Annotated in this window: 19 protein-coding genes; 1 reads left to right on the forward strand and 18 read right to left on the reverse strand. The window is 45.0% G+C overall.

The features are described from left to right. Positions 1-47: 47 nt before the first annotated feature. Positions 48-260 carry a hypothetical protein gene (locus tag HP568_RS00990; RefSeq protein ID WP_235617572.1) on the reverse strand — a complete coding sequence of 71 codons (213 nt, stop codon included), beginning with the start codon at positions 258-260 and terminating at the stop codon, positions 48-50. Positions 261-785: 525 nt separating this feature from the next. Here HP568_RS00990 and HP568_RS00995 point away from each other — a divergent pair. Continuing rightward, positions 786-1,739 carry a hypothetical protein gene (locus tag HP568_RS00995; RefSeq protein WP_173628070.1) on the forward strand — a complete coding sequence of 318 codons (954 nt, stop codon included), beginning with the start codon at positions 786-788 and terminating at the stop codon, positions 1,737-1,739. 280 nt (positions 1,740-2,019) lie between these two features. On the opposite strand, the gene HP568_RS01000 is transcribed toward HP568_RS00995, so the two are convergent. From HP568_RS01000 to eutS, 17 genes are all read right to left on the reverse strand, one after another. Next, a complete protein-coding gene (locus HP568_RS01000; RefSeq protein WP_172139349.1) occupies positions 2,020-2,523 on the reverse strand; it encodes an SMI1/KNR4 family protein in 504 nt (167 codons plus the stop codon). Positions 2,524-3,424: 901 nt separating this feature from the next. Next, a complete protein-coding gene (locus HP568_RS01005) occupies positions 3,425-3,928 on the reverse strand; it encodes an SMI1/KNR4 family protein (RefSeq protein ID WP_173628071.1) in 504 nt (167 codons plus the stop codon). A gap of 62 nt (positions 3,929-3,990) precedes the next feature. Further along, the gene (locus tag HP568_RS01010) at positions 3,991-5,109 is read right to left on the reverse strand and encodes an HNH endonuclease (RefSeq protein ID WP_173628072.1); all 1,119 of its coding nucleotides are present in this window, start codon (positions 5,107-5,109) and stop codon (positions 3,991-3,993) included. 41 nt (positions 5,110-5,150) lie between these two features. Continuing rightward, entirely contained in the window at positions 5,151-5,483 is a 333-nt protein-coding gene (locus HP568_RS30125) for an aspartyl-phosphate phosphatase Spo0E family protein (RefSeq protein WP_173628073.1), read from the reverse strand. A 256-nt stretch (positions 5,484-5,739) separates the two neighbouring features. Beyond that, positions 5,740-7,071 (reverse strand): helix-turn-helix domain-containing protein, encoded by a 1,332-nt coding sequence (locus HP568_RS01020; RefSeq protein WP_254550987.1) that lies wholly within the window; start codon positions 7,069-7,071, stop codon positions 5,740-5,742. A gap of 191 nt (positions 7,072-7,262) precedes the next feature. After that, complete coding sequence (locus tag HP568_RS01025) at positions 7,263-8,624, reverse strand: helix-turn-helix domain-containing protein (protein ID WP_173628075.1); 1,362 nt, start codon at positions 8,622-8,624, stop codon at positions 7,263-7,265. A gap of 169 nt (positions 8,625-8,793) precedes the next feature. Next, the gene (locus HP568_RS29590; RefSeq protein ID WP_254550988.1) at positions 8,794-8,970 is read right to left on the reverse strand and encodes an aspartyl-phosphate phosphatase Spo0E family protein; all 177 of its coding nucleotides are present in this window, start codon (positions 8,968-8,970) and stop codon (positions 8,794-8,796) included. A gap of 459 nt (positions 8,971-9,429) precedes the next feature. Further along, entirely contained in the window at positions 9,430-10,824 is a 1,395-nt protein-coding gene (locus tag HP568_RS01035; protein WP_173628077.1) for a helix-turn-helix domain-containing protein, read from the reverse strand. 195 nt (positions 10,825-11,019) lie between these two features. Further along, entirely contained in the window at positions 11,020-11,937 is a 918-nt protein-coding gene (locus HP568_RS01040; RefSeq protein WP_173628130.1) for an acetamidase/formamidase family protein, read from the reverse strand. Positions 11,938-12,101: 164 nt separating this feature from the next. Beyond that, entirely contained in the window at positions 12,102-13,043 is a 942-nt protein-coding gene (mdh, locus tag HP568_RS01045; RefSeq protein ID WP_015893779.1) for a malate dehydrogenase, read from the reverse strand. Positions 13,044-13,073: 30 nt separating this feature from the next. Then, positions 13,074-14,009 carry an ethanolamine ammonia-lyase subunit EutC gene (gene eutC, locus HP568_RS01050; protein WP_048035218.1) on the reverse strand — a complete coding sequence of 312 codons (936 nt, stop codon included), beginning with the start codon at positions 14,007-14,009 and terminating at the stop codon, positions 13,074-13,076. A 20-nt stretch (positions 14,010-14,029) separates the two neighbouring features. Further along, on the reverse strand, positions 14,030-15,391 hold the full coding sequence (locus HP568_RS01055) for an ethanolamine ammonia-lyase subunit EutB (RefSeq protein WP_048035219.1): 1,362 nt from the start codon (positions 15,389-15,391) through the stop codon (positions 14,030-14,032). Positions 15,392-15,411: 20 nt separating this feature from the next. After that, the gene (locus tag HP568_RS01060) at positions 15,412-16,872 is read right to left on the reverse strand and encodes an ethanolamine ammonia-lyase reactivating factor EutA (protein WP_173628078.1); all 1,461 of its coding nucleotides are present in this window, start codon (positions 16,870-16,872) and stop codon (positions 15,412-15,414) included. Between the two features lie 142 nt (positions 16,873-17,014). Further along, positions 17,015-17,611 (reverse strand): ANTAR domain-containing response regulator, encoded by a 597-nt coding sequence (locus tag HP568_RS01065; protein WP_429780242.1) that lies wholly within the window; start codon positions 17,609-17,611, stop codon positions 17,015-17,017. Then, positions 17,577-19,037, reverse strand: a complete 1,461-nt coding sequence (locus HP568_RS01070) for a sensor histidine kinase (protein ID WP_048035221.1) — start codon at positions 19,035-19,037, stop codon at positions 17,577-17,579. Before HP568_RS01070 ends, HP568_RS01065 begins: the two co-directional genes overlap by 35 nt. A gap of 93 nt (positions 19,038-19,130) precedes the next feature. Next, the gene (locus HP568_RS01075) at positions 19,131-19,574 is read right to left on the reverse strand and encodes a EutP/PduV family microcompartment system protein (RefSeq protein WP_173628079.1); all 444 of its coding nucleotides are present in this window, start codon (positions 19,572-19,574) and stop codon (positions 19,131-19,133) included. After that, positions 19,571-19,912, reverse strand: coding sequence for an ethanolamine utilization microcompartment protein EutS (eutS, locus tag HP568_RS01080; RefSeq protein WP_007720097.1), 342 nt, complete (start codon positions 19,910-19,912; stop codon positions 19,571-19,573). The genes HP568_RS01075 and eutS overlap by 4 nt, the downstream gene beginning before the upstream one ends. Between the last annotated feature and the right edge of the window lie 2 nt (positions 19,913-19,914).

Raw genomic sequence — 19,914 nt, forward strand, 5'->3', positions numbered from 1 at the left:
GTTCAGAGATTGCTGTTGTACTATCTTGTATTTTCAATTACTACTTTCTATTGATCATTTTCTTTAACAACTGGAAGAGTTATATCTTCCGAAACATGTTCGTTCGAATAATGAAACGCAACACTCATTTTTTCATCTTCAATCTTTTCTACCGATACGGAATCCATATCTATATCCATCTTTTGAGTACCAAAACTTTCGTACACTTTCTGTTTGTCTTTATTATTATCAAAGCGCTCATCAATTGTATATTCAACCATAGTTGGAGCGTAAGTGTTGGAAGTTCAAATACCGCCAGTTACCACAACAGCCCCAAGCAGTAGGATTGCAGCAACTTTAGTAGACTTTTTCTGCTCTTACCTCCCAACCAACCAATGTGTTTATCTATATATAATTACATATTTTACCATAACGATAAATGGTACTAAAGAACCACTGACACCGAAAGCCATTTACACCGCTTATCATTGTAAATCCGCGTTTGGCTGGATGTACCCTATGCCCAGCAAGCTAAGAACCTGCATTTTGGAATCAAGTGATGAACTCTCTTACTTTCATGAATAGTCGATTTGCATACATAGGGTGAGGTATTCCGATTTCTTCTTTCGTGAAAAGTAATTTCCTTCGCTTGCTGGGCATGGGGTCTGCTCACGATGCAAAAAAATAAGATATGAACCGAACCTTTTTCCGCTAAAGAGGCAATATAGTGTGTAAGCTGCTTATTCAGAGAACAATTTGAACAATTCGATTCACATTATTTAGAACAAAAAAGGAGCGAAGTAATTATGAAAAAACGATTAATTGGTGGAATCGTTGCGACTGCGATTTTGATTCCAGTTGCAGCATTTGCGGCTTCTGCCGCGATTGACATGCCTACAAGAACACCGATGACTACTGAACAAGTCAAGGTGGATGAGGTTGGCAAATCAACGCTTGAGAAGCTGTATCTCGCATATCCTGAAACAAAATCGTTTGAGATTATCGATGCAAGCAACGTTCAAGGTGATGTATCCAAAGGGAAAAATGTAATCAACGTGAAGCAAACAAGCATCGTACTACAGGAAAAAGGAGGAACCGGCAAAAAGATTACCCTCCATACAAACGGTAGTACGGGTGAGATTGAACACGTGATTCAAGAGAATTGGGGGCCTAAGGAGAAGTCACTCATTACTTTAACCGATCAGGAAATCAAGGCGAAGGTAAATGATCTTATTGATAAAATGTATGGCAACGTCGAACAATACAAGGTTGCTATAGAGCAAATGGAGAATCCAAACCAAAAAACATGGATGTTGAATTACACCAATGAGATGTTCGAAGAACCGGTCTTTCAGGTTTTTGTTCAGGACAATACCATTAGTCTTACTAAGATCGTAGGTATTCCTACAGCTTCTGATACACCTTCAAACATTAAAGTAGAGGGCCTATTCTCTTTAAATGGTAAGCCTGATTATACGGCTGATAACTTTTTAAACGATGAAAAACTGTTTGCTTTACTAAAAATCAGCCCGACAGATTTAAAACAAGAATTAGCACAAGGTAAAACTGTTGTGGAGATTGCAGCATCTAAAAATGTCTCGAAACAACAAGTGATTGATGTGATTGCAGAAACACAGGCTAGAGGACAACTTCAAGGTGATGGAGTACCGATCACCGAGCAATCACTGAAACAAATGATGAAAGCAATTGAACCAAAAGTATTGCCAGTCATTGAACACAAAACGGAAACGAAATGGTAGAAAAAACGAGTCAACTGGGTTACACCAGTAAAAGAGAAGAGGCGGGAGAACCGTCTCTTTTTTTATGGACTAATTTTTCAGACAGGTGGTTCTTAGCTTGATGGGCATGTGGCTCGCTTGCTTTCCGATTGATGCAAGCTGTTAAAAAACGGCAGCGATCCTTTAATTAAGTGATGGTCGTTGAAACAAAACGATTATAATCATCCTATCGAGGTTCGCATTCTACGGAAAACATTGGGACATTCTTCATAAAAACATACACGATTTCTCGGGTTTGTTCCTATTCTTCGTAAGGTGGAATCCAGAATTCCTTCCCCTCATGCTCGATGAGCTTATCCAACCATTCTGTAAATGTCAGGTCAATGTCGATGGGATTATCAGGGTCCATCGATTCGATCCATGTGAGGTAGCCGTTTCCGCTGTCTAGTCGGTCTTGATCTACGCATATACAGCCTAAAGAGTGACTGCTCCATGCGATAGGATAGTAAGGGTGATCGATGCTGTATCCTTTCCAGTATTCAATAACATTGTGAGGGTCTAATATTGTGAACAGACTGCTGCCAAATTCAAAATCTCGAAATAATACGGCTCTGCTGTACTGACATAAGTAGGTCACATAATCCTCTGGTAGCTCAAACGACTTTAGCTTCTTTATCTCAGCGTCAGAGTCAGTGGACATTTGAAAAACAAACTCAAACTCTCCACCGATAATATGCAAATCCCCGTTCAATTGTTCTCTTCTTCCCTTGATCTTGTTTAAAATGCGGTCAAAAGAATTACTCAGGCAACTCACATCCTCCAATAAAAGTAATGGACTGCCACCTGAATGAAAGTCCATTTTTATGTTTATTTCCGGTGATTTCTCCATTAGTCCGTTATACTAGGCCCGCGAATGCAGCGACTTTACAGTTCGTCAGGTACCAACCCTGTTAAATTCTAGAGTAGTAGTTCCGCACCTATCGACACATTGAAGGAAGTAAAAAATATCCTGACTAACTAACGAGTTAGGCGAAATAAATGCCGATTTCGTCGAATCCGCAGTCACACATAGAATTGATCAAGCCGCCCGCTGACCTGATGCCCAAGACGAAGGAGTTAATCAGGCAGAAAAATACTATTTAGAAGATACTTTCGAGTGTGGGGAATTTGTTCACACTTTCGTTTGATCAAAGTATGGTGCATAAGGAGCTAAAATAAAAAGTACAAAATCAATGCGACCACATACAATTGCCATACTTTAATTTTGAATTTTATACATACCTTTCAATACGCCCGATAAGTATTCACAACATTTAAGTAATAGCCAAAATACTCCCATACCAACGACTATGGCGAAATCGAGCGGGCTGAGTCTGCTCTCGATGAAGTTATACACTTTCGTGATGTGAAGGAAAAGCACAAAGACGAGGAATGAATAGTATTGCATTGAAACCTCCCCATGTAATTATAGGGAGCACCTAAACCCCCGATTTCCATTGTAATATCAATTATCATCTCTTCCTTCTTCCTGTCCACTTCGTAATGATCTTGTTGTTGAGATAGACTTTAGGGTGCTAATTGGGAGAGAAGCAATGAGGTGTTCAACTTCATTTCTAAGTTGAGCAATATTCTAGCCTGAATAATTTTCTTGTTGAAAATAAAGATCACTTTTATCTTCTTCGCTATTCAAATTTCTCGCGTGCATTTCATTCTTCGTAAGCTGGAATCCAGAATTCCTTTCCCTCATGTTCGATGAGCTTATCCAGCCACTCTGTGAAGGTTAGGTCAATATCGATAGTATCATCTGGAATTATTGATCCAACCCATGTAAGATAACCGTTTCCGCTGTGGATTCTGTCTTGATCCACGCATATGCAGCCTGTAGAGTGGCTACTCCATGCGATCGGATAATAAGGATGGTCAATGCTATACGATTTCCAGTATTTAATGACATGTTGAGGACTCAATATATCGTAGCCCCCGCCATACTCTATATGCTGGAATAAGACGGCGCTGTCAAATTGACCTAAAAAACTGACGTAATCACCTGGCAAATCAAACGTTTTTAGCTGTTCCTCTATATTAGTGATAGAGTCGTTTGATTTGCAAAAAATGAACTCATGTTCTTCACTCGTAATATGCAAGTCTCCGTTTATTGTTTCTCTTCTTCCCCTGATCCTGTCTAAAATGCTGTCAAAAGGATTACTCACTCAGCTCACATCCTCCAATGAAAGTAATGGACTGCCACCTGAATGACAGTCCATTTTTATGTTTATTTCCGGTAATTTCTCCACCAGTCGGTTACTTCACTGTGATACATGATGTAATTATTATTATACTTATCTTTGAGAAGCGGGATTAAGTTGTCCACATCGTTTGTTCCCCAGTATTCTAATGGGATCATGTGATGGATTTCAACTTCATTCCATGAGAAATACTGTGGTGTGCCGTAGTGACTATTGTAATGTTTCTCGAATCTCGTTCTATAACCCGAGTCCCTCCCCCTTGTCTGGGATACCAAGTCAGCGGGTGGTTTGATCAATTCAATGTTGGACTGTGGATCGACGTAATCCGGATATATTTCTCCTAAATTGTTAGTCAGGATACTTTTTACTTCCTTCAATGTGTCGATAGGTGCGGAACTACCACTCTGGAATGTAACAGTGCCGGTAAAAGTACCTGACCACCAGTAAGTCTCTGCATTCGCTCGCACCCTATCCTGTGATAGACTGACGTAAGGGGGTCTCCAATATGGTTTATTCGTTCTTTCTACTCGATATTTCCCGTCCTTTGTTACTGAGCGAGTGATAGAGTGAGTAGCCGATACAGAGGACACGCTACCGATCACGGCGGATACTTTAATATTCGAGTATATATCACCCCCTGCCCAGTCGGCTGTCATAATGTGGTCAAAGAACACTCCAACAGGTCTAGGAAACACACTCATCGGATTAGCAGCCCTAACCTCACTCATGTCAGATTCATCAACCTCGTTAGCTCCATCGGCCTCGGCAGCTTCTTCATAAGTGAAGGCACCGAAGTCAAATTTAGAATCGTCTTCTTTTGCAACTGGTGATGCATTGGGGCTGAACACCTTTTGACGCTCTCCGATGACTTCATCCGCTGTGCTGCTCTCTATAATTGTTACGTTTTTGCTTTCAAGGATGCGTGGTTCATTGATGGCCTCCGCTAATTCCTCTAGTGTTACCCCCTCCGCCAGTTGTATGGGAAGGTTTTCGAAATCAACGACTTCTTCTGTCTCGGTAATTTCCTTTGTACTTTCAACGACTTTCTCTTTACTTTCAGCAGATGCTGGCGTCGAGACTGACTCAGGAGCAACTAACAATGAGAAAACGACAAAAGGCACTAATACTCTTTTGAATTTCTTCATAGCCTTGCCCACTCCTCTTTTCATGTTTCTACACTTTTGCGCTACTGATCTAAATCTGTAGAAATTAATTCATTATCTTGCATCATTTTTAATTGAACAACCAGAATGTACTGATCCAATTGCTGGCTAAATTCCACGACTTCATCATCCAAGAAATCATTCTTCTCTAAATACATTTGCACCAATTGTTCTCGCAATTGTTCCACAATGTTTTTCAAATGCTCAATAGAGTGATAGGTTACTCCTTCTCGATCTAGAGGTAACGTGATACATTTACTTATAGGAGCTTTAACTGCTCCTCCTGCGGGCGTTCCTTTTACCTGTCGAAGGGGTGGAACGCCCTTTTTAAATGCAATTGCTGCTATAAGTCTCACCCTACTTCCTTTACCACCGGATTATTCACTTGGTTTTAGTGGCACCCGTGGCTCCTCTTTTTAGAGATGTTCTTAGATTCCTATTGCTTCATAGATTATCTTCATCTCCACCCTCCTTCATTTTGAGATTTATTACATAATTAACCATAAATTGATATGCAGGTTTTTACCAACTGCAAAAAATAGAATAAAAAAAACATCCTGGCAGAGGATGTTTCATCAATCTACGGCATATTCACAATGACCTAACAGGATGCTAGCCACCTAACTCATTTTGGTTACCTATTCGCTTATTTATATTCCCTAACCATCCAAACAATGCTATGTAAGTAAGGGTTTCGTCGTGTCGATTCATCAAATCCGCTAGAGAAAGGCAATATATCGTTTCTTCAATTCCTCTCTCTATCCTTCCCTTACCGAACTCATAAATAGCCATCTGATATCGAAACCGAAGATGTCGATCCAATCCAATTGCTTCTGTAAATTGATCGAAACTAGCAATTTGGGAGGCAAAACGCTCTAAAATCTCATCCACGCAAAAATGGTAGGTGTTAGCGGATTTCATAATAGCATTTAAACCAGCAAGAACTTCATTGGTGGGAAGACTATCGAGATAGTCTGCATACTCTTCAATGATGCTAGTATTGCCAGACAACACCTCCAATGTGTAGGAGTTCGCCTTTGCCCATACCTTGAATCTTTCTACCTCTTTACGTCCGTCTTCATCAAGTAATTCAAACCATCCTAAATCAGCGTAAACTTGCACATACTTCTTCGCCTCTTCATACAGTCCTTGCATTTCCAGTGCAGAGCCTTTAAATAAATGACCTATTCCGTAATAATAGACAAGATGGCGCTCTGATTTCAGGGGTTCTCCTTTTTTGTTTCTTTTCACCCTGTCCAATTCATGTTTGTAAACATTTTCTGCGAGAAGCAGTAATTCGTCACTGTACTCCCCTGATTTGTTCCACTTTTGCAAAGCAAAACAAACCCGTGCTAATTGGAATAAGGCATCGAGTTGATAGTTTTCTGGAAGCCGATTTCTATACAAAGAAAACCTAATCACACTCTCCCAGTTTTCTTCCGCATTTGTCCCAATTACAGCACGAAATAACCGATACTGACTCATCACAAAGTGGTCAGAAAAGCTATCTTTCTCATTCTCAATTACATATTCATAAAAGGGCACCGATTCCTTCAGTTGCCCTTTCTCATATAGCTGCTCTGCAAGGGTAAACAGAATTGAGATATTTTTTGGATTCTCCAGTAATATGGACACAGCAGCCTCTATGCAATCCTTTCTCCCAATCTCCACGCATCGAGCCAAATACGGTATTAACCGTGGGCGCGAAATTCTCTGCTCTGATAAACATTCTTCCGTATACAGTTCATATAACCAACCTGGATCGTGGCCAAATATATTAGCTAGTACGTCCAACTGACCAATGGTAATGGCACGCGGTGGATTTCCATTTAGTATCTCACTCAAGCTCCCGGGGTTAATGCCTGTTAATTCACCCAGCTTGCTTAATGTGTAGCCATGCTTTCTCCGGCATTTTTCAATTTCTGACCGCAGTGACCGATGCATTGTCTCTTGCAGCCTCCCATAAAGGATCATACTTTCGTTATTTTCCTTTTTTTACAGTTTTGGTTATTTTCCTAAAATTCACTACTTTTCCTTCCTATCAATTCGTCATCCAGCTCGGAACTTTGACTCAGAATTGTTGGCTTACAGCTAAAACCTTCTACAATATATTTACAAGAAACTTTGACTAGATACTAGTCACCTAACTCGTTTTGGTTACCTATTCGCTTATTCAAATTCCCTAACCATCCAAACAATGCTATGTATGTAAGAGCTTCGTCATGTCGATTCATCAAATCTGCTAGGGAAAGGTAATATATACTTTCTTCAATCCCTCTCTCAATCCGCCCCTTACCAAACTCATAAATGGCTGTCTGATACCGAAACTGGAGGTGTCGATCTAAGCCTATTGCTTCTGTAAATTGATCGAAACTAGCAATTTGCGAAGAAAAGCGATCCAGTATCCCATCTACACAAAAATGGTAGGTATTTGCTGATTTCATAATAGAAATCATACCAGCAAGTATTTCATTGGTGGGCAGACTTTCAAGGTAGTCTACATACTCTTTTATGACGTTCGCATTCCCAGATAATACCTCCAATGTATAGGAGTTCGCCTTTGCCCATACTTTGAATCTTTCTATCTCTTTACGTCCGTCTTCATCAAGTAATTCAAACCATCCTAAATCAGCGTAAACTTGCACATACTGCTTCGCCTTTTCATACAGTCCTTGCATTTCCAGTGTAACGCTTTTATATAAATGTCCCATCCCGTAATAATAGACAAGATGACGTTCCGTTTTCAGAGATTCGCCTATTTTGTTTCTTTTCATCCTGTCCAATTCATGCCTGTAAACAGTGTCTGCCAGAAGCCTTAATTCGTCTGCGTACTGCTCTGATCTTTCCCACTTTTGCAAAGCGAAACAGATCTTCGCCAATTGGAATAAGGCGTCGAGTTGGTAGTTTTCAGGAAGCCGGTTTCGATAAGGAGAAAACCGAATGACATTCTCCCAATTTTCTTCTGCATTTGTCCCAAGTACAGCACGAAATAACCGATACTGACTCATTACAAAGTGGTCAGAATAGCTATCTTTTTCATTCTCAATGACATATTCATAAAAGGGCACTGACTCTTTCAGTTGCCCTTTCTCATATAGTTGCTCTGCAAGGGCAAACAGAATTGAGATGTTTTTCGGATTTTCTAACAATATGGAAACAACAGTCTCTATGCAATCCTTTCTCCCAACCTCCACGCATCGAACCAAATACGGTATTAATCGTGGGCGCGAGATTCTCTGCTCTGACAAACATTCTTCCGGGTATAATTCATATAACCAACCCTGCTCACGTCCAAATACCTTGGTGAACGCATCTAATTGCCCTATGGTCATAGCCCGCGGCGGATTTCCATTAAGAATCTCACTCAAGCTACCAGGGTTAATGCCTGTTAATTCACTTAGCTTGCTTAATGTATAACCGTGCTTTCTCCGGCATTTTTCAATTTCTGACCGCAGCGACCGATGCATTGTCCCTTGCAGCCCCCCATAAAGAATCATCTCTAGGACCCGTCCTCCATTTTACTATTTTTTAAATATATACTACTTGGCCTTCCTATCAATTCGTAATCCAGTTCGAAACTGATTCAAATATGTCAAGAGTCGGCAATTACCTAGATAGATAATAGTTTAATGGAGGGTTTTGGGGGCCTTGAGGTGTTCGAAGGACTTACTTTTCCGTTTTCAATCTGTTTTGTGCAATGACAATATATTTATCCAATTGTTGGCTCACAGCCAAAACTTTATCATGTGAGAGACCGTACTTTCCCGCCAACTCCATCATTTCCCGTCGTAGCTGTTCGATTCTATTATCCAACTCTAAGTGGCAACCGATTTCCTTTACCATGCCCCGGATCGTACACTTACTTTTAGGGGCTGCTGCTTTTCCTCTTTTGGGGGAGTTTCCAGGGTGAAAAGAAACATCCCTATCTAAAATATTTGCGATAGCAGTAATATCCAACGCCCCCTCTCTTTTACAATTTATTACATATAATTACTATACAGGGATGTGCAGAAATTCACCGATTAAGAAAAATTGAATAGAAAAAAAACATCCCATCAAAGGGATGTTTTTCGGTTACGATCTATTTAACTGACTATCCATGGATGTCAATTCTTTAGCCCTCTGTTCCATGGTCGTACATAATTATACTGATATTATGGGGCTTTTCTGTGTATGGAAAACCAGTAAATAAAGCTAGAACCATAATCAGTGATAGAAAGAAACTTTTCATAGATGTAACCTCCTTAGTTTTGTATAAATCTGCCAAAAAACAGCATATAACAAGGTTACAGGTATTACTATCTAATTCTTTTTAGAATGTAGGTTCTCCTTTTTTCTACCCGTTACAACGTTTTGATATCGTTCCACTTGTATTGGCGATGCATGTTGCCGGTACTCTTCAAATAAAGCTATGCATTTAAGAGCATCTTCAAAGCGATTTATCAAACTGGCTAAAGAAAGACAGCATATCGTTTCTTCAATCCCTTTCTCTAGTCGCCCTTTACCAAATTCATAAATGGCTGCCTGATACCGAAATCGAAGATGCCTGTCCAAACGAATTGCGTCGGTATATTGACTAAAATTGGCGATGTGCATTGAGAAGCGCTCTAATATCTCATCCACACAAAAATTGTAAATATTAGCTGATTTTATAATGGAAATTAAACCAGGAAGTATTTCATTTGGGGGAAGACTCTCAAGATAATCGGCGTACTCCTCAATGGTGTTGGTATTACCAGCCAATACCTCTAATGTGTATAAGTTAGCCTTTGCCCAAATCCGGAACCGCTCTACCTCTTGATGTCCAACTTCATCCAGCAGCTCAAACCATCCTAAATCAGCATAAATTTGTACATACGACTTGGCTTGTGCATACATTCCTTGCATTTCCAATGTTGCGCCTTTATATAAATGTCCCATGGCGTAATAATACACAAGAGGACGTTCTGTCTCAGGCAGTTCACTTTTTTTATCTCTTTTCAATCTGTCCAACTCATGTATGTAAATCGTTTCCGCAAGATACCGTAGTTCATCAGCGAACTGTTCTGATTTCTTCCATTTCTGCAAAGCATAAGAAACCCGCGCTAACTGAAATAGGGCATCCAACTGATAGTTCTCAGGAAGCCTATTCCGATAAGGGGAAAACCGAATAACTGCCTCCCCATTTTCTTCTGAATTGGTTCCGAGTGCAGCCCGAAACAATCGATACTGACTCATTACGAATTGGTCAGAATGTCCATCCTTCTCGCTATCCACGACAGCCTGATAAAAAGGTACAGACTCTTTTTGTTTCCCGCTTTCATATAGCTGTTCCGCCACTAAAAAGAGGGTCGAAATATTTTTAGGGTTGTCCAACAATTTAGGAACAACCTCTTCTATGCAATCCTGCCGCCCAACCTCCGCGCATCGAATCAAATAAGGTATCAACCGAGGGCGCGATATTCTCCCCTCTGATATGCATTCTTCCGTATACAATTCGTACAACCAACCCGGCTCGCGACCAAATACCGCAGCGAGCGCATCTAACTGACCAATGGTCATAGCCCGCGGTGGATTTCCGTTCAGAATCTCGCTCAAACTCCCATGGTTGATGCCCGTTAATTCACCTAATTTACTCAAGGTATAGCCGCACTCTCTACGGTGTCTTTCAATTTCTGACCGCAGCGACCAGTGCATTGTCCCTTGCAGCCCCCCCATAAAGAATCAACCCCTACTTTTTCCTTAATTTTACAATAAAATATATTTTTTTGAAAGATTTTTCTTTACAATCCTTAACATTTCTGTAATCTATTTCGTCACTCTTCGCACAATTCCTCCAATGTCTCACAGGTGTTTGCACTTCGTGACAATTACACCTAGGGCTATCCGTCCCCTCTTAATCGATTGAGCGGGCTAAGATTTTCGAACAGGTAAATATGCTTTTGGAATTTTACAGACGACACTATAAGCGGGATTGAACACGTTGGCCACCTCATATTCAACGACTTGGCCGAGCAGCAGGCTTGCTTCATTTACCGAGAGCCCATAGTCTTCGACTAGCAAGGAGAGCATTTCAGTAGTTGCGTGCTGAAGCGCTTGTTCGAGCGGTCTGGCGTTGCCGATGCAAGACAAGTGAGTGTCGGACTCCACCCTAGGCCATTTTATCGTCTTGCCCTTATGCACACGGACGGAAAAACGGACGTCTAACGATATTTCTATACCCGTGCCGACAATTTCGCCGCATCCCTGTGTCGCATGTCCATCGCCAAGATGAAAAAGCGCGCCTTCCGCAAACACTGGAAAGTAGACAGAGACACCGGCAACTAACGCTTTGTAGTCCATATTACCGCCGTAATTGCCGCTTGTCGCCGTTGATATGACCTGATCTCGGGAAGGGGCTACCCCGAAACAGCCAAGAAACGGACGAATCGGCAGGTTCAGGTATTCTAAACCGGGTGTCGGCTTCTCTAACCGCGCTATACCCTGCTCAGCATCCACCTGCCAGCGGACTATTTCCAGAGTGGGCAATGTTGTAGCTGTCAGCGGATCGACTACGTTAGGCGCAAGCACATTGGCTGTCCATCCCCAGTCCCGGTTTGGCGTCATCGATATCAGCTTAACCTCCAACACATCACCGGGTTGCGCGCCTTCCACGTAGAAGGGACCCGTCATCGGATTTCCTCTGGGGGCAACACTTTCTCCCATGTGATCCCATCCTCTTGCATCGATGGTAGAGGTGATAACCGTGTCGCCGTCGTTTATAACCAGCGCTGCTTCATAAGAGCCGAAATTGTTGTAATACAGTTGCGGTTGAAACGTATGTATGGCCATTTCATTCACTGCCTTTCCTGGAATGTTTACCGTTAAATATCCGAATATTTAATCTATTATAATTCTCAGTATGGCGGATAAAATCCTTTTGCCAGCTACTCTATCCACATTGTAAAAAAAGCTCCGCCAAGATATCTGGCGAAGCTTTCATTTTCATACTGTGCTTATGGCATAGCTACTTTCATAACCGCACGAACGGAATCTGCGGATTTATCCAATGCTGCTTTCTCAGCAGCAGTCAGATCCAGCTCGATGACTTGCTCGATACCATTTCCACCCAAGAGAGTTGGTACGCCCAGATAGATATCGTTGTAGCCATACTCGCCTTGGAGCAAAGCGATGGATGGCAGGATGCGCTTCTGGTCTTTCAAAATCGCTTCTGCCATTTCTACCAGCGCTGCCGCAGGTGCATAGTAAGCGGAACCGTTGCCCAAGAGAGCTACGATTTCGCCGCCGCCTTTGCGTGTACGCTCGACGATGGCATCCAGACGATCTTGTGGGATCAATTTTTCGAGTGGGATGCCGCCAGCGTAGGAGTAACGCAAGAGTGGCACCATGTCGTCACCGTGACCGCCCAATACGAAGCCTGTTACGTCATTTACGGATACATTCAGTTCCATCGCTACGAACGTACGGAAGCGAGCTGTATCGAGTACGCCGGATTGACCGATTACGCGGTGTTTCGGGAAGCCGGATGTTTTGTAGAATGTATAGGTCATCGCATCTACCGGGTTGGACAGGATGAGTACGATGGAGTTTGGTGCATATGTTTTCACTTGCTCAGCAACCGAGCGCATGATAGCTGCATTCGTTGCTACCAAGTCGTCGCGGGACATACCTGGCTTGCGAGCAATACCTGCTGTGATGATTACGATATCGGAGCCTTCGATGTCTTTGTAGTCGGAAGTACCTGTGATGCTAGCATCGAAGCCGAGAACGGGAGAAGCCTCCATCATGTCGAGTGCTTTACCCTTCGTTGGGTTTTCCAGTTGCGGGATATCCACCAATACGATGTCAGCCAGCTCTTTTTGCGCCATGATGAACGCAGTTGTCGCTCCAGTAAAACCACTACCGATTACGGCTACTTTTTTTCTGCGGAATGTCATGTAGAATCCTCCTCGTCGTCATTGGTTCTATTACAAGACTAGTTTTACACCACTTGCTTTTTGCTCCAACATTTTGGAGAGGATTGTCCCGATGTGGGCCCCCGCCTCAACCGGAGATGTACCTTGACGATGAATATTCGAGATCACTGTACGCTCTGATTCTACCATACCTTTGCGTGGACGGTAGCACATGTACGCACTCATGGAATGTGCCGTAACCAATCCTGGACGTTCTCCGATCAAAAGCACCAATACTTCTGGCTCCAAAATCTCACCGACGTGATCCATGCTGGCTACGCGTCCGCCCTTGATAAAAAACGGAGTGCCGCAGGTCAGGCCGTAGCTTTTCAGAGAGTCCATCAGGGATGGAAGTACGTCTTTCAGGTTTGCATCCACCGCAGCAGCACTCAAGCCGTCAGAAACGACGATTTGTACCTGCGGCTTCTTTTGGCCGCGCTCTTGCAGCAAGCGTACGCCGTCCTCGGTGAGGACACGCCCCATATCCGGACGCTTCAAATAGTTTTCGGTGTTGTCATACTGTGTTTCCACTGTGAACAAGGAGAACTGATCGAGCACCGCTTGACTGACTTCACCGTATACAGCATCCACAGCCGCAGCATGGTCGCGACGCAATTCGAGCATGGTTTTGGTCAAAGGTCTCACACCTGTACGCCAAACCCCGATGCGCGCTGGCGTGCTGGACAGCAGTTCATCCAAGCCTTCCTTGTACTTCGGATTCGGTACATGTGTGGTTCTCTCTGGTTCGGCTGATGGAGCAGGCTGCTCGTTCACTACAGGAGCTTGCGCCGTCGTCGCATTCGCTACTGGCTCTGCCTTTGGCTCCGATCTCAGTTGGATCAAGCCTGTCTCTGCTTTTGGTGACGGAGCTTGTTCGCTAACCTCACCCAGCTTCTTTTGCAGCTCTGCTACTACTTTATCTACCAAGAAATCTAATTGTTGTTCCATCCGTCTTTCACCTCCTGATCTTACATGAAGATTGTCGGATCGCCTGCTTTTGCAGTCAGCCTTCCGTTTTCCATGATGCCCATTTTCTCCAGCCATTTTTCAAAATCAGGAGCAGGTCGCAGTCCCATCACTTCACGGAATGCCGCAATATCATGGAAGCTCGTCGATTGATAGTTGAGCATGACATCGTCTGCCATGGCTACGCCGATCACGAAGTTAACGCCTGCCGACGAGAGCAAAATCCCGAGATTGTCCATATCGTTCTGATCGACCTTCATGTGGTTCGTGTAGCATACGTCACAGCCCATCGGCAAACCGTGCATTTTGCCCATGTAATGGTCTTCCAGTCCAGCACGGATAACTTGACGGCTGTCGTACAAATACTCAGGTCCAATGAAGCCAACTACCGTGTTTACGATAAACGGATTGTACTTGCGAGCAAGTCCGTAGCAGCGCGCTTCCATTGTTACCTGGTCCATGCCGTGATGCGCCTCAGCAGACAGCTCAGAGCCTTGGCCTGTCTCGAAATACCAGAAGTTCGGCCCGTAGGAAGTGCCTTCTTTACGCATCAGCTCATCTGCTTCATCCAGCAGTGCTACATCAATACCAAATGCCTTGTTTCCTTTTTCACTACCCGCCAAACTTTGGAAGATCAAGTCTGCTGGTGCCCCATTTCGGATGGCACGCATTTGCGTAGATACGTGAGCCAATACGCAGTTTTGCGTTGGGATATCAAACTTGGTCATCACGTCTTTGGTCATGTTCAAAATATCCTTCACGCTGTCCGCTGTATCGATAACCGGGTTGATCCCGATTACCGCATCGCCGATACCGTAGCTCAATCCTTCGTACAGAGACGCTTTGATGCCTTGTACGTTATCGGATGGATGGTTCGGCTGTACACGAGAAGCCAATACACCTTTATGACCGATTGCCGTGTTGGCATGCGTCACAACTTTGATCTTGGACGCAGCCGTGATCAAGTCCAGGTTGCTCATGAGCTTGGCAGTCGCTGCGATCATCTCACTGGACAAGCCGCGGCTGATTCGCTTGAGTTCATTGTCGCCTGCTTGATGGCTCAAAATGTACTCGCGCAGTTCAGCTACACTCCAGTTTTTGATTTCGCTGTAAATCTTTTCGTTGATGCCTTCTTCGATCACACGCGATACTTCGTCTTCTTCTGCCGGAACCATCGGATTGTTGCGGATATCCGCCAATGTCAGATCAGCCAACACTTGCTTGGCAGCTACACGTTCCCGAGAATCAGCAGCGGCGATACCAGCCAACTGGTCGCCTGATTTATCTTCATTAGCCTTCGCGAAAACCTCTTTCAAATCGCGAAATTGATAGGTCTGTCCAAGCACAGTCGTTTTCGTGTTCATCACGTCCACCCCTTCTTACGTTACGGCCTTTCATCAAACGCCAGCGTTTTGACGACGACGGGAATAATCGTTCCCGAGATCGGCTCACCGAGATCGATGTAATCGCCGTATTCCACACGCACCTGATCGATGCAAATGATTTCCGGTGCCCCTTTGCAACGCAGCGCCAAGGCCTGCCCGAGCGCTTTCGCCATATCTGTTTCACAGATCACGACCATGGTTTGACTCTCGGGGAAGGTTGCCCGGTATTGCTCTGACAGCTCCTGGGACAGTGTCTGCAACAGAGCGTATGAGCAGTACCCGATGCCGGAGATCGCGAGTGCGAAAGGAATCCCTGTCGTTTTTTCAAACAGACGCTCACCCAGTTGGTAGATCGAAGCCACTTCCTGTCGCAGTCGTGTGGCATCTGCCAATTGTTCCTCGGTAAGCTCCAGCTTGAGAATCGGTATATTTTTGATCGGCAACAGCTCCGGCTTGATATGCACGGTTGAACCACTAATCTCCGTACTCTGCATCCCCGCGCCAATTACCGTTGCCCGTACCGTTTGATCCGGGTCTAGCCACTGTACCGGATACGTTCCTTTTTCGCGCTCCTGCTGGAGGACATATCCGAGCAGTGGGCCGAAATCACCGTATCGGCTCGCATCCGAAATATTTTGGACGGGAGGTCCGCTCATGAGTAGACCCACACCGCCTGAGACAGTCAATTCGCTAACAGGGATGGCATCGCGCAAATGCGGTCCCACTACGAGCAAGCCTGACACTTGGCGCTCTTTCCCCGTCAAATAATCGAGCATGCTGCGTCCCAACTGTTCGGCAACCTCTGTGAGCTGCGCGAATCCGATTTCCTGTCCGACTTGAATATGCAGTCCTTTTGCCGAAAGCCATTGTTGAATGTTCGGCGACACGTATTGAACGACACCCTGCGGACTGAGACGGATCAGCCTTCCTCCGACGTGGAATGTAACCGTCGCAATCGCTCGGCCACGCTGGAAGTAGGCTGCATTCGCTGTTCCTCCGCCAATATCGACATTGACGATCACACCCTGCATGGCTTGCGAGCGTTTTTCCGCACCCGCACCCTTACCCGCCAGCACGCCTTCGAGGTCAGCACCTGCTGTCGCTACCACGAAATCCCCGGAGCGTTCAGCCAGCAGATGAACGATATGCTGTGCGTTCTTTTTGCTCGCTGTTTCTCCGGTAATGATGACCGCCCCGGACTTGATTTGAGACAAGCTGATCTGTGCCTTGTCGTACTCGGCTGCAAGAATCGCTCCGATTCCGTCAGCGTCGATTTCATCAAACCCGATGAGCGGTGTGGAATGTACTTCACTCGCATACAGCAATTGTCGCTCCACGATCTGATAACGAGGCAGCGAAAACGTGCTAGACATGCGACCCAATCGCAATCGGCTTACGATCATTTTGGTCGTGCTTGTTCCCACATCGATCCCGACGCTTTGGATCCATTGTTCGTCCATATGAACCTCCTTGAACCATTGGCGTGTCAGACGGGCCTTACGAAAAAACGCTTGAACAGCCGGTTCCTTGCTCCCGGTCTGATTCAAGCGCCTTTGCTCTCTTCGTATCTACTTGTCACTGCTTTTTATGATAATGTCCGTACTAGCCTTGCGTAAAAATGGCCTGCTCGCCCGACAGAATTTCCTCTGCCAGCTTCACAAGCGGCATGCGCCGTTGCATGCTTACTTGCTGCATCCATTTGTAAGCCGCATCCTCTTCCAAGGATAGGGCACTCATCAGCTTTCCTTTTGCCTTTTCCACTGCCTTGCGATCCTCAATCTTTTGCTTCAGATCATTTATATCCTTCTTCAGGGAAACGACTTTTTCCTTTTGACTGAGTGCGATTTCTACTGCGGGAATCAAGTCATCCTCCGACACCGGCTTCACCAAGTAAGCCGTCACACCCGCTTTTCTGGCATCCTGGACGAGTTCCTTTTGGCTATAAGCCGTTAAAAGAAGAATGGAACTGTCTGAAAAGGAACGAATGATACTACTTGCCTTGATACCGTTCAAGACAGGCATTTTCACATCCATGATGATCAGATCGGGCTTGTGACGATGGGCCTGTTCGACTGCCTCTTCTCCGTTTTTCGCCTCGGCAACCACTAAATACCCTTCATTTTCGAGCATCTCGCGCAAATCCATGCGAATAATCGGCTCGTCATCAACCACCATAATCTTCGGCTGTGTCATCTTCATCCTCCTTTTGGATCGGATAGAGTATGGTAACCTCTGTTCCGTTCCCAGTGTTGCGGAAATGCATCGTGCCTTCGAGGTCTTCCCTGACCAGCGTATCGACAATTTTCAGGCCGAGATGGCCCTTTTTGTGGATTTGCTCCATGTCCTCGATGCCTACTCCGTCGTCTGTCACAGACAAACTAACGAAGTCCTCCTTGGCGACGAGTGCAATAGAGATTTTCCCTTCTTGCAGCTCATGAAAACCATGAATCATGCAATTTTGAATCAGCTCGGTGACAATCAAGGCAAACGATGTTGCTTTGTTGGACGGCAGATACACCGATTCACCCGTCACCACGACGTGTATAGCTTGCTCAGAACGCCTCATGGAAGAGACGATAATTTTCGATATTTTGGTTAAAATCTCTTTGAAGTCAATCTGCTCCAGACCATCCTGTGCCAAGTATTCGTGAATAATGGCGATGCTGTTGATGCGATTGATGCTTTCCCGGTATACCTTTTCAATCTCGTTGGACTGCGAACGTCGCATTTGCAGGCGTAGCAGGCTAGAGATGGTTTGCAAATTGTTTTTGACCCGGTGGTGAATCTCTTTGATCACCGCGGATTTGATCATTAATTGCTTTTCTTTTTCCCGAATGTCCGATATGTCTCGCAGGAGAATGAATCCCCCAATGATGTCTTGCTTGCGGACGGACGAAACCGCTTTCATCATGATAAAATGCTTGCCTTTTGACAGCTCCTCCTGAATATAACCCCCGTTGCGTACAAAATTCTCCGGGGTAACTCTCCAGGAAAAAATACGTTCGATGCTCTCACCTTTTTCCGGCCGTTCAAAGCCAATCAAGGAGAGAAGCTTGTGGGCACGGCCATTGGCGTACGTGATAACCCCACTCTGATCAAACAAAATCATGCCCTCGTGCAACAGCGACGAAATGGGCAGATCAGGCACAGCGAACTGGATGAGCGTCTCACTTAAATGCTCCGTTGTTTCCTTGAGCATTTCGACGTTCTTTTCCTGTTCCACCTGTTTGGATATATCTTGTTCCGTTATCAAGGTCCCGATTGTTTTTCCAGCCGCATTCGTGATGGGTACGACACTTTGTCGCATCACGACCTGCTCCTGTGAAACCCCGCGTGAACCGATGACGGGCTTGCCTGTAGTCAGACAATACATAACGGCCGGCTCATTAATTGCCGTCGCCAAATGCCCTACGACCGATCCACTGTACATAGAGCGTGCCGTACTCGGTGCAGCTTGTGCGACTACCATCGCAGCGCTCCGATCTACCGTCGGACAATCGATAAACATGTCCGCTTGAGACAGATCAGCAAAAATCTGAAGCTTGGAAGCCAGATCCTCCACAATCCGAATGTCGTCATCACTCAACGTCGTGGACGCTTTGCACACTTCTCGTATTGATTGCATGTGAACCTCTTTTCACCTGCTAGGAGTTGATATGACCTCATTTTCTCACAGACACGCTACGGCGGAAAGGGGTGTAATACTGGTTAATCTCGCTTACTCGTTTACAATTTCTTGCAAATACGCTCGCAATTCTGATACTCCCTCACTTGTGAGCGAGGAGGTCGGGAAAATTTTTGCATTGCCGAGCGATTGACGCAGGAATTGTTCTGCCCTCTCTACATTTGCATCAGGATGATCCATTTTGGTAATGACCCCGATGCACGATTGCGGAAACCCTTGTGAAAAGCCAGGAGGGAAGTAATTGCGCTCCCTTGTTGCATCCTGCACCATCACAATGATCTTCGCCTCAAGAGAGGTGGCCATAAGCGTGCGGTAAAACATCGGGTTTTCGCTGTACTCACCCGGAGTGTCAATCGCCCAGTCCCGATATTCGAGCGCTTGCGTCTTCCGGGCAGGCTGTTCGTCATTGAACAGCGCCCGCACCAGAGAAGACTTTCCTGCTTCAATTGCACCGATAATCATTACACGGCCGGTCATGATTTCGTCACCAACGCCGGTGTAAACCGCAGTTTTTCGCTCAGCACCTGATTGACCGCCTCGACTGCCATCTCAACAGCGGATACATCTCCTACGACAATCAGTGAACCTGTAAAACGATCGAGAAACCCAAGCTCGACGCCAGCAGCCTTTGTCGCAATATCCGCGGCAATAATGGCTGTTTCGGTAGGCGTCAAAGTCAAGATGCCGATTGCACCGGCCTCATTGATACCTAGCTTGGTATAGAGCATTGGGTCAGGGTTTGCGATTACATGAGCCAACGTGACCTGTTTCCCTGGTACGAATTCCTGGATGACTCGTGAACGTTCCTGTTCCATTC

This window comes from Brevibacillus sp. MS2.2, from assembly GCF_013284345.1.
In the GTDB taxonomy this organism is placed as follows: Bacteria; Bacillota; Bacilli; order Brevibacillales; family Brevibacillaceae; genus Brevibacillus; species Brevibacillus brevis_C.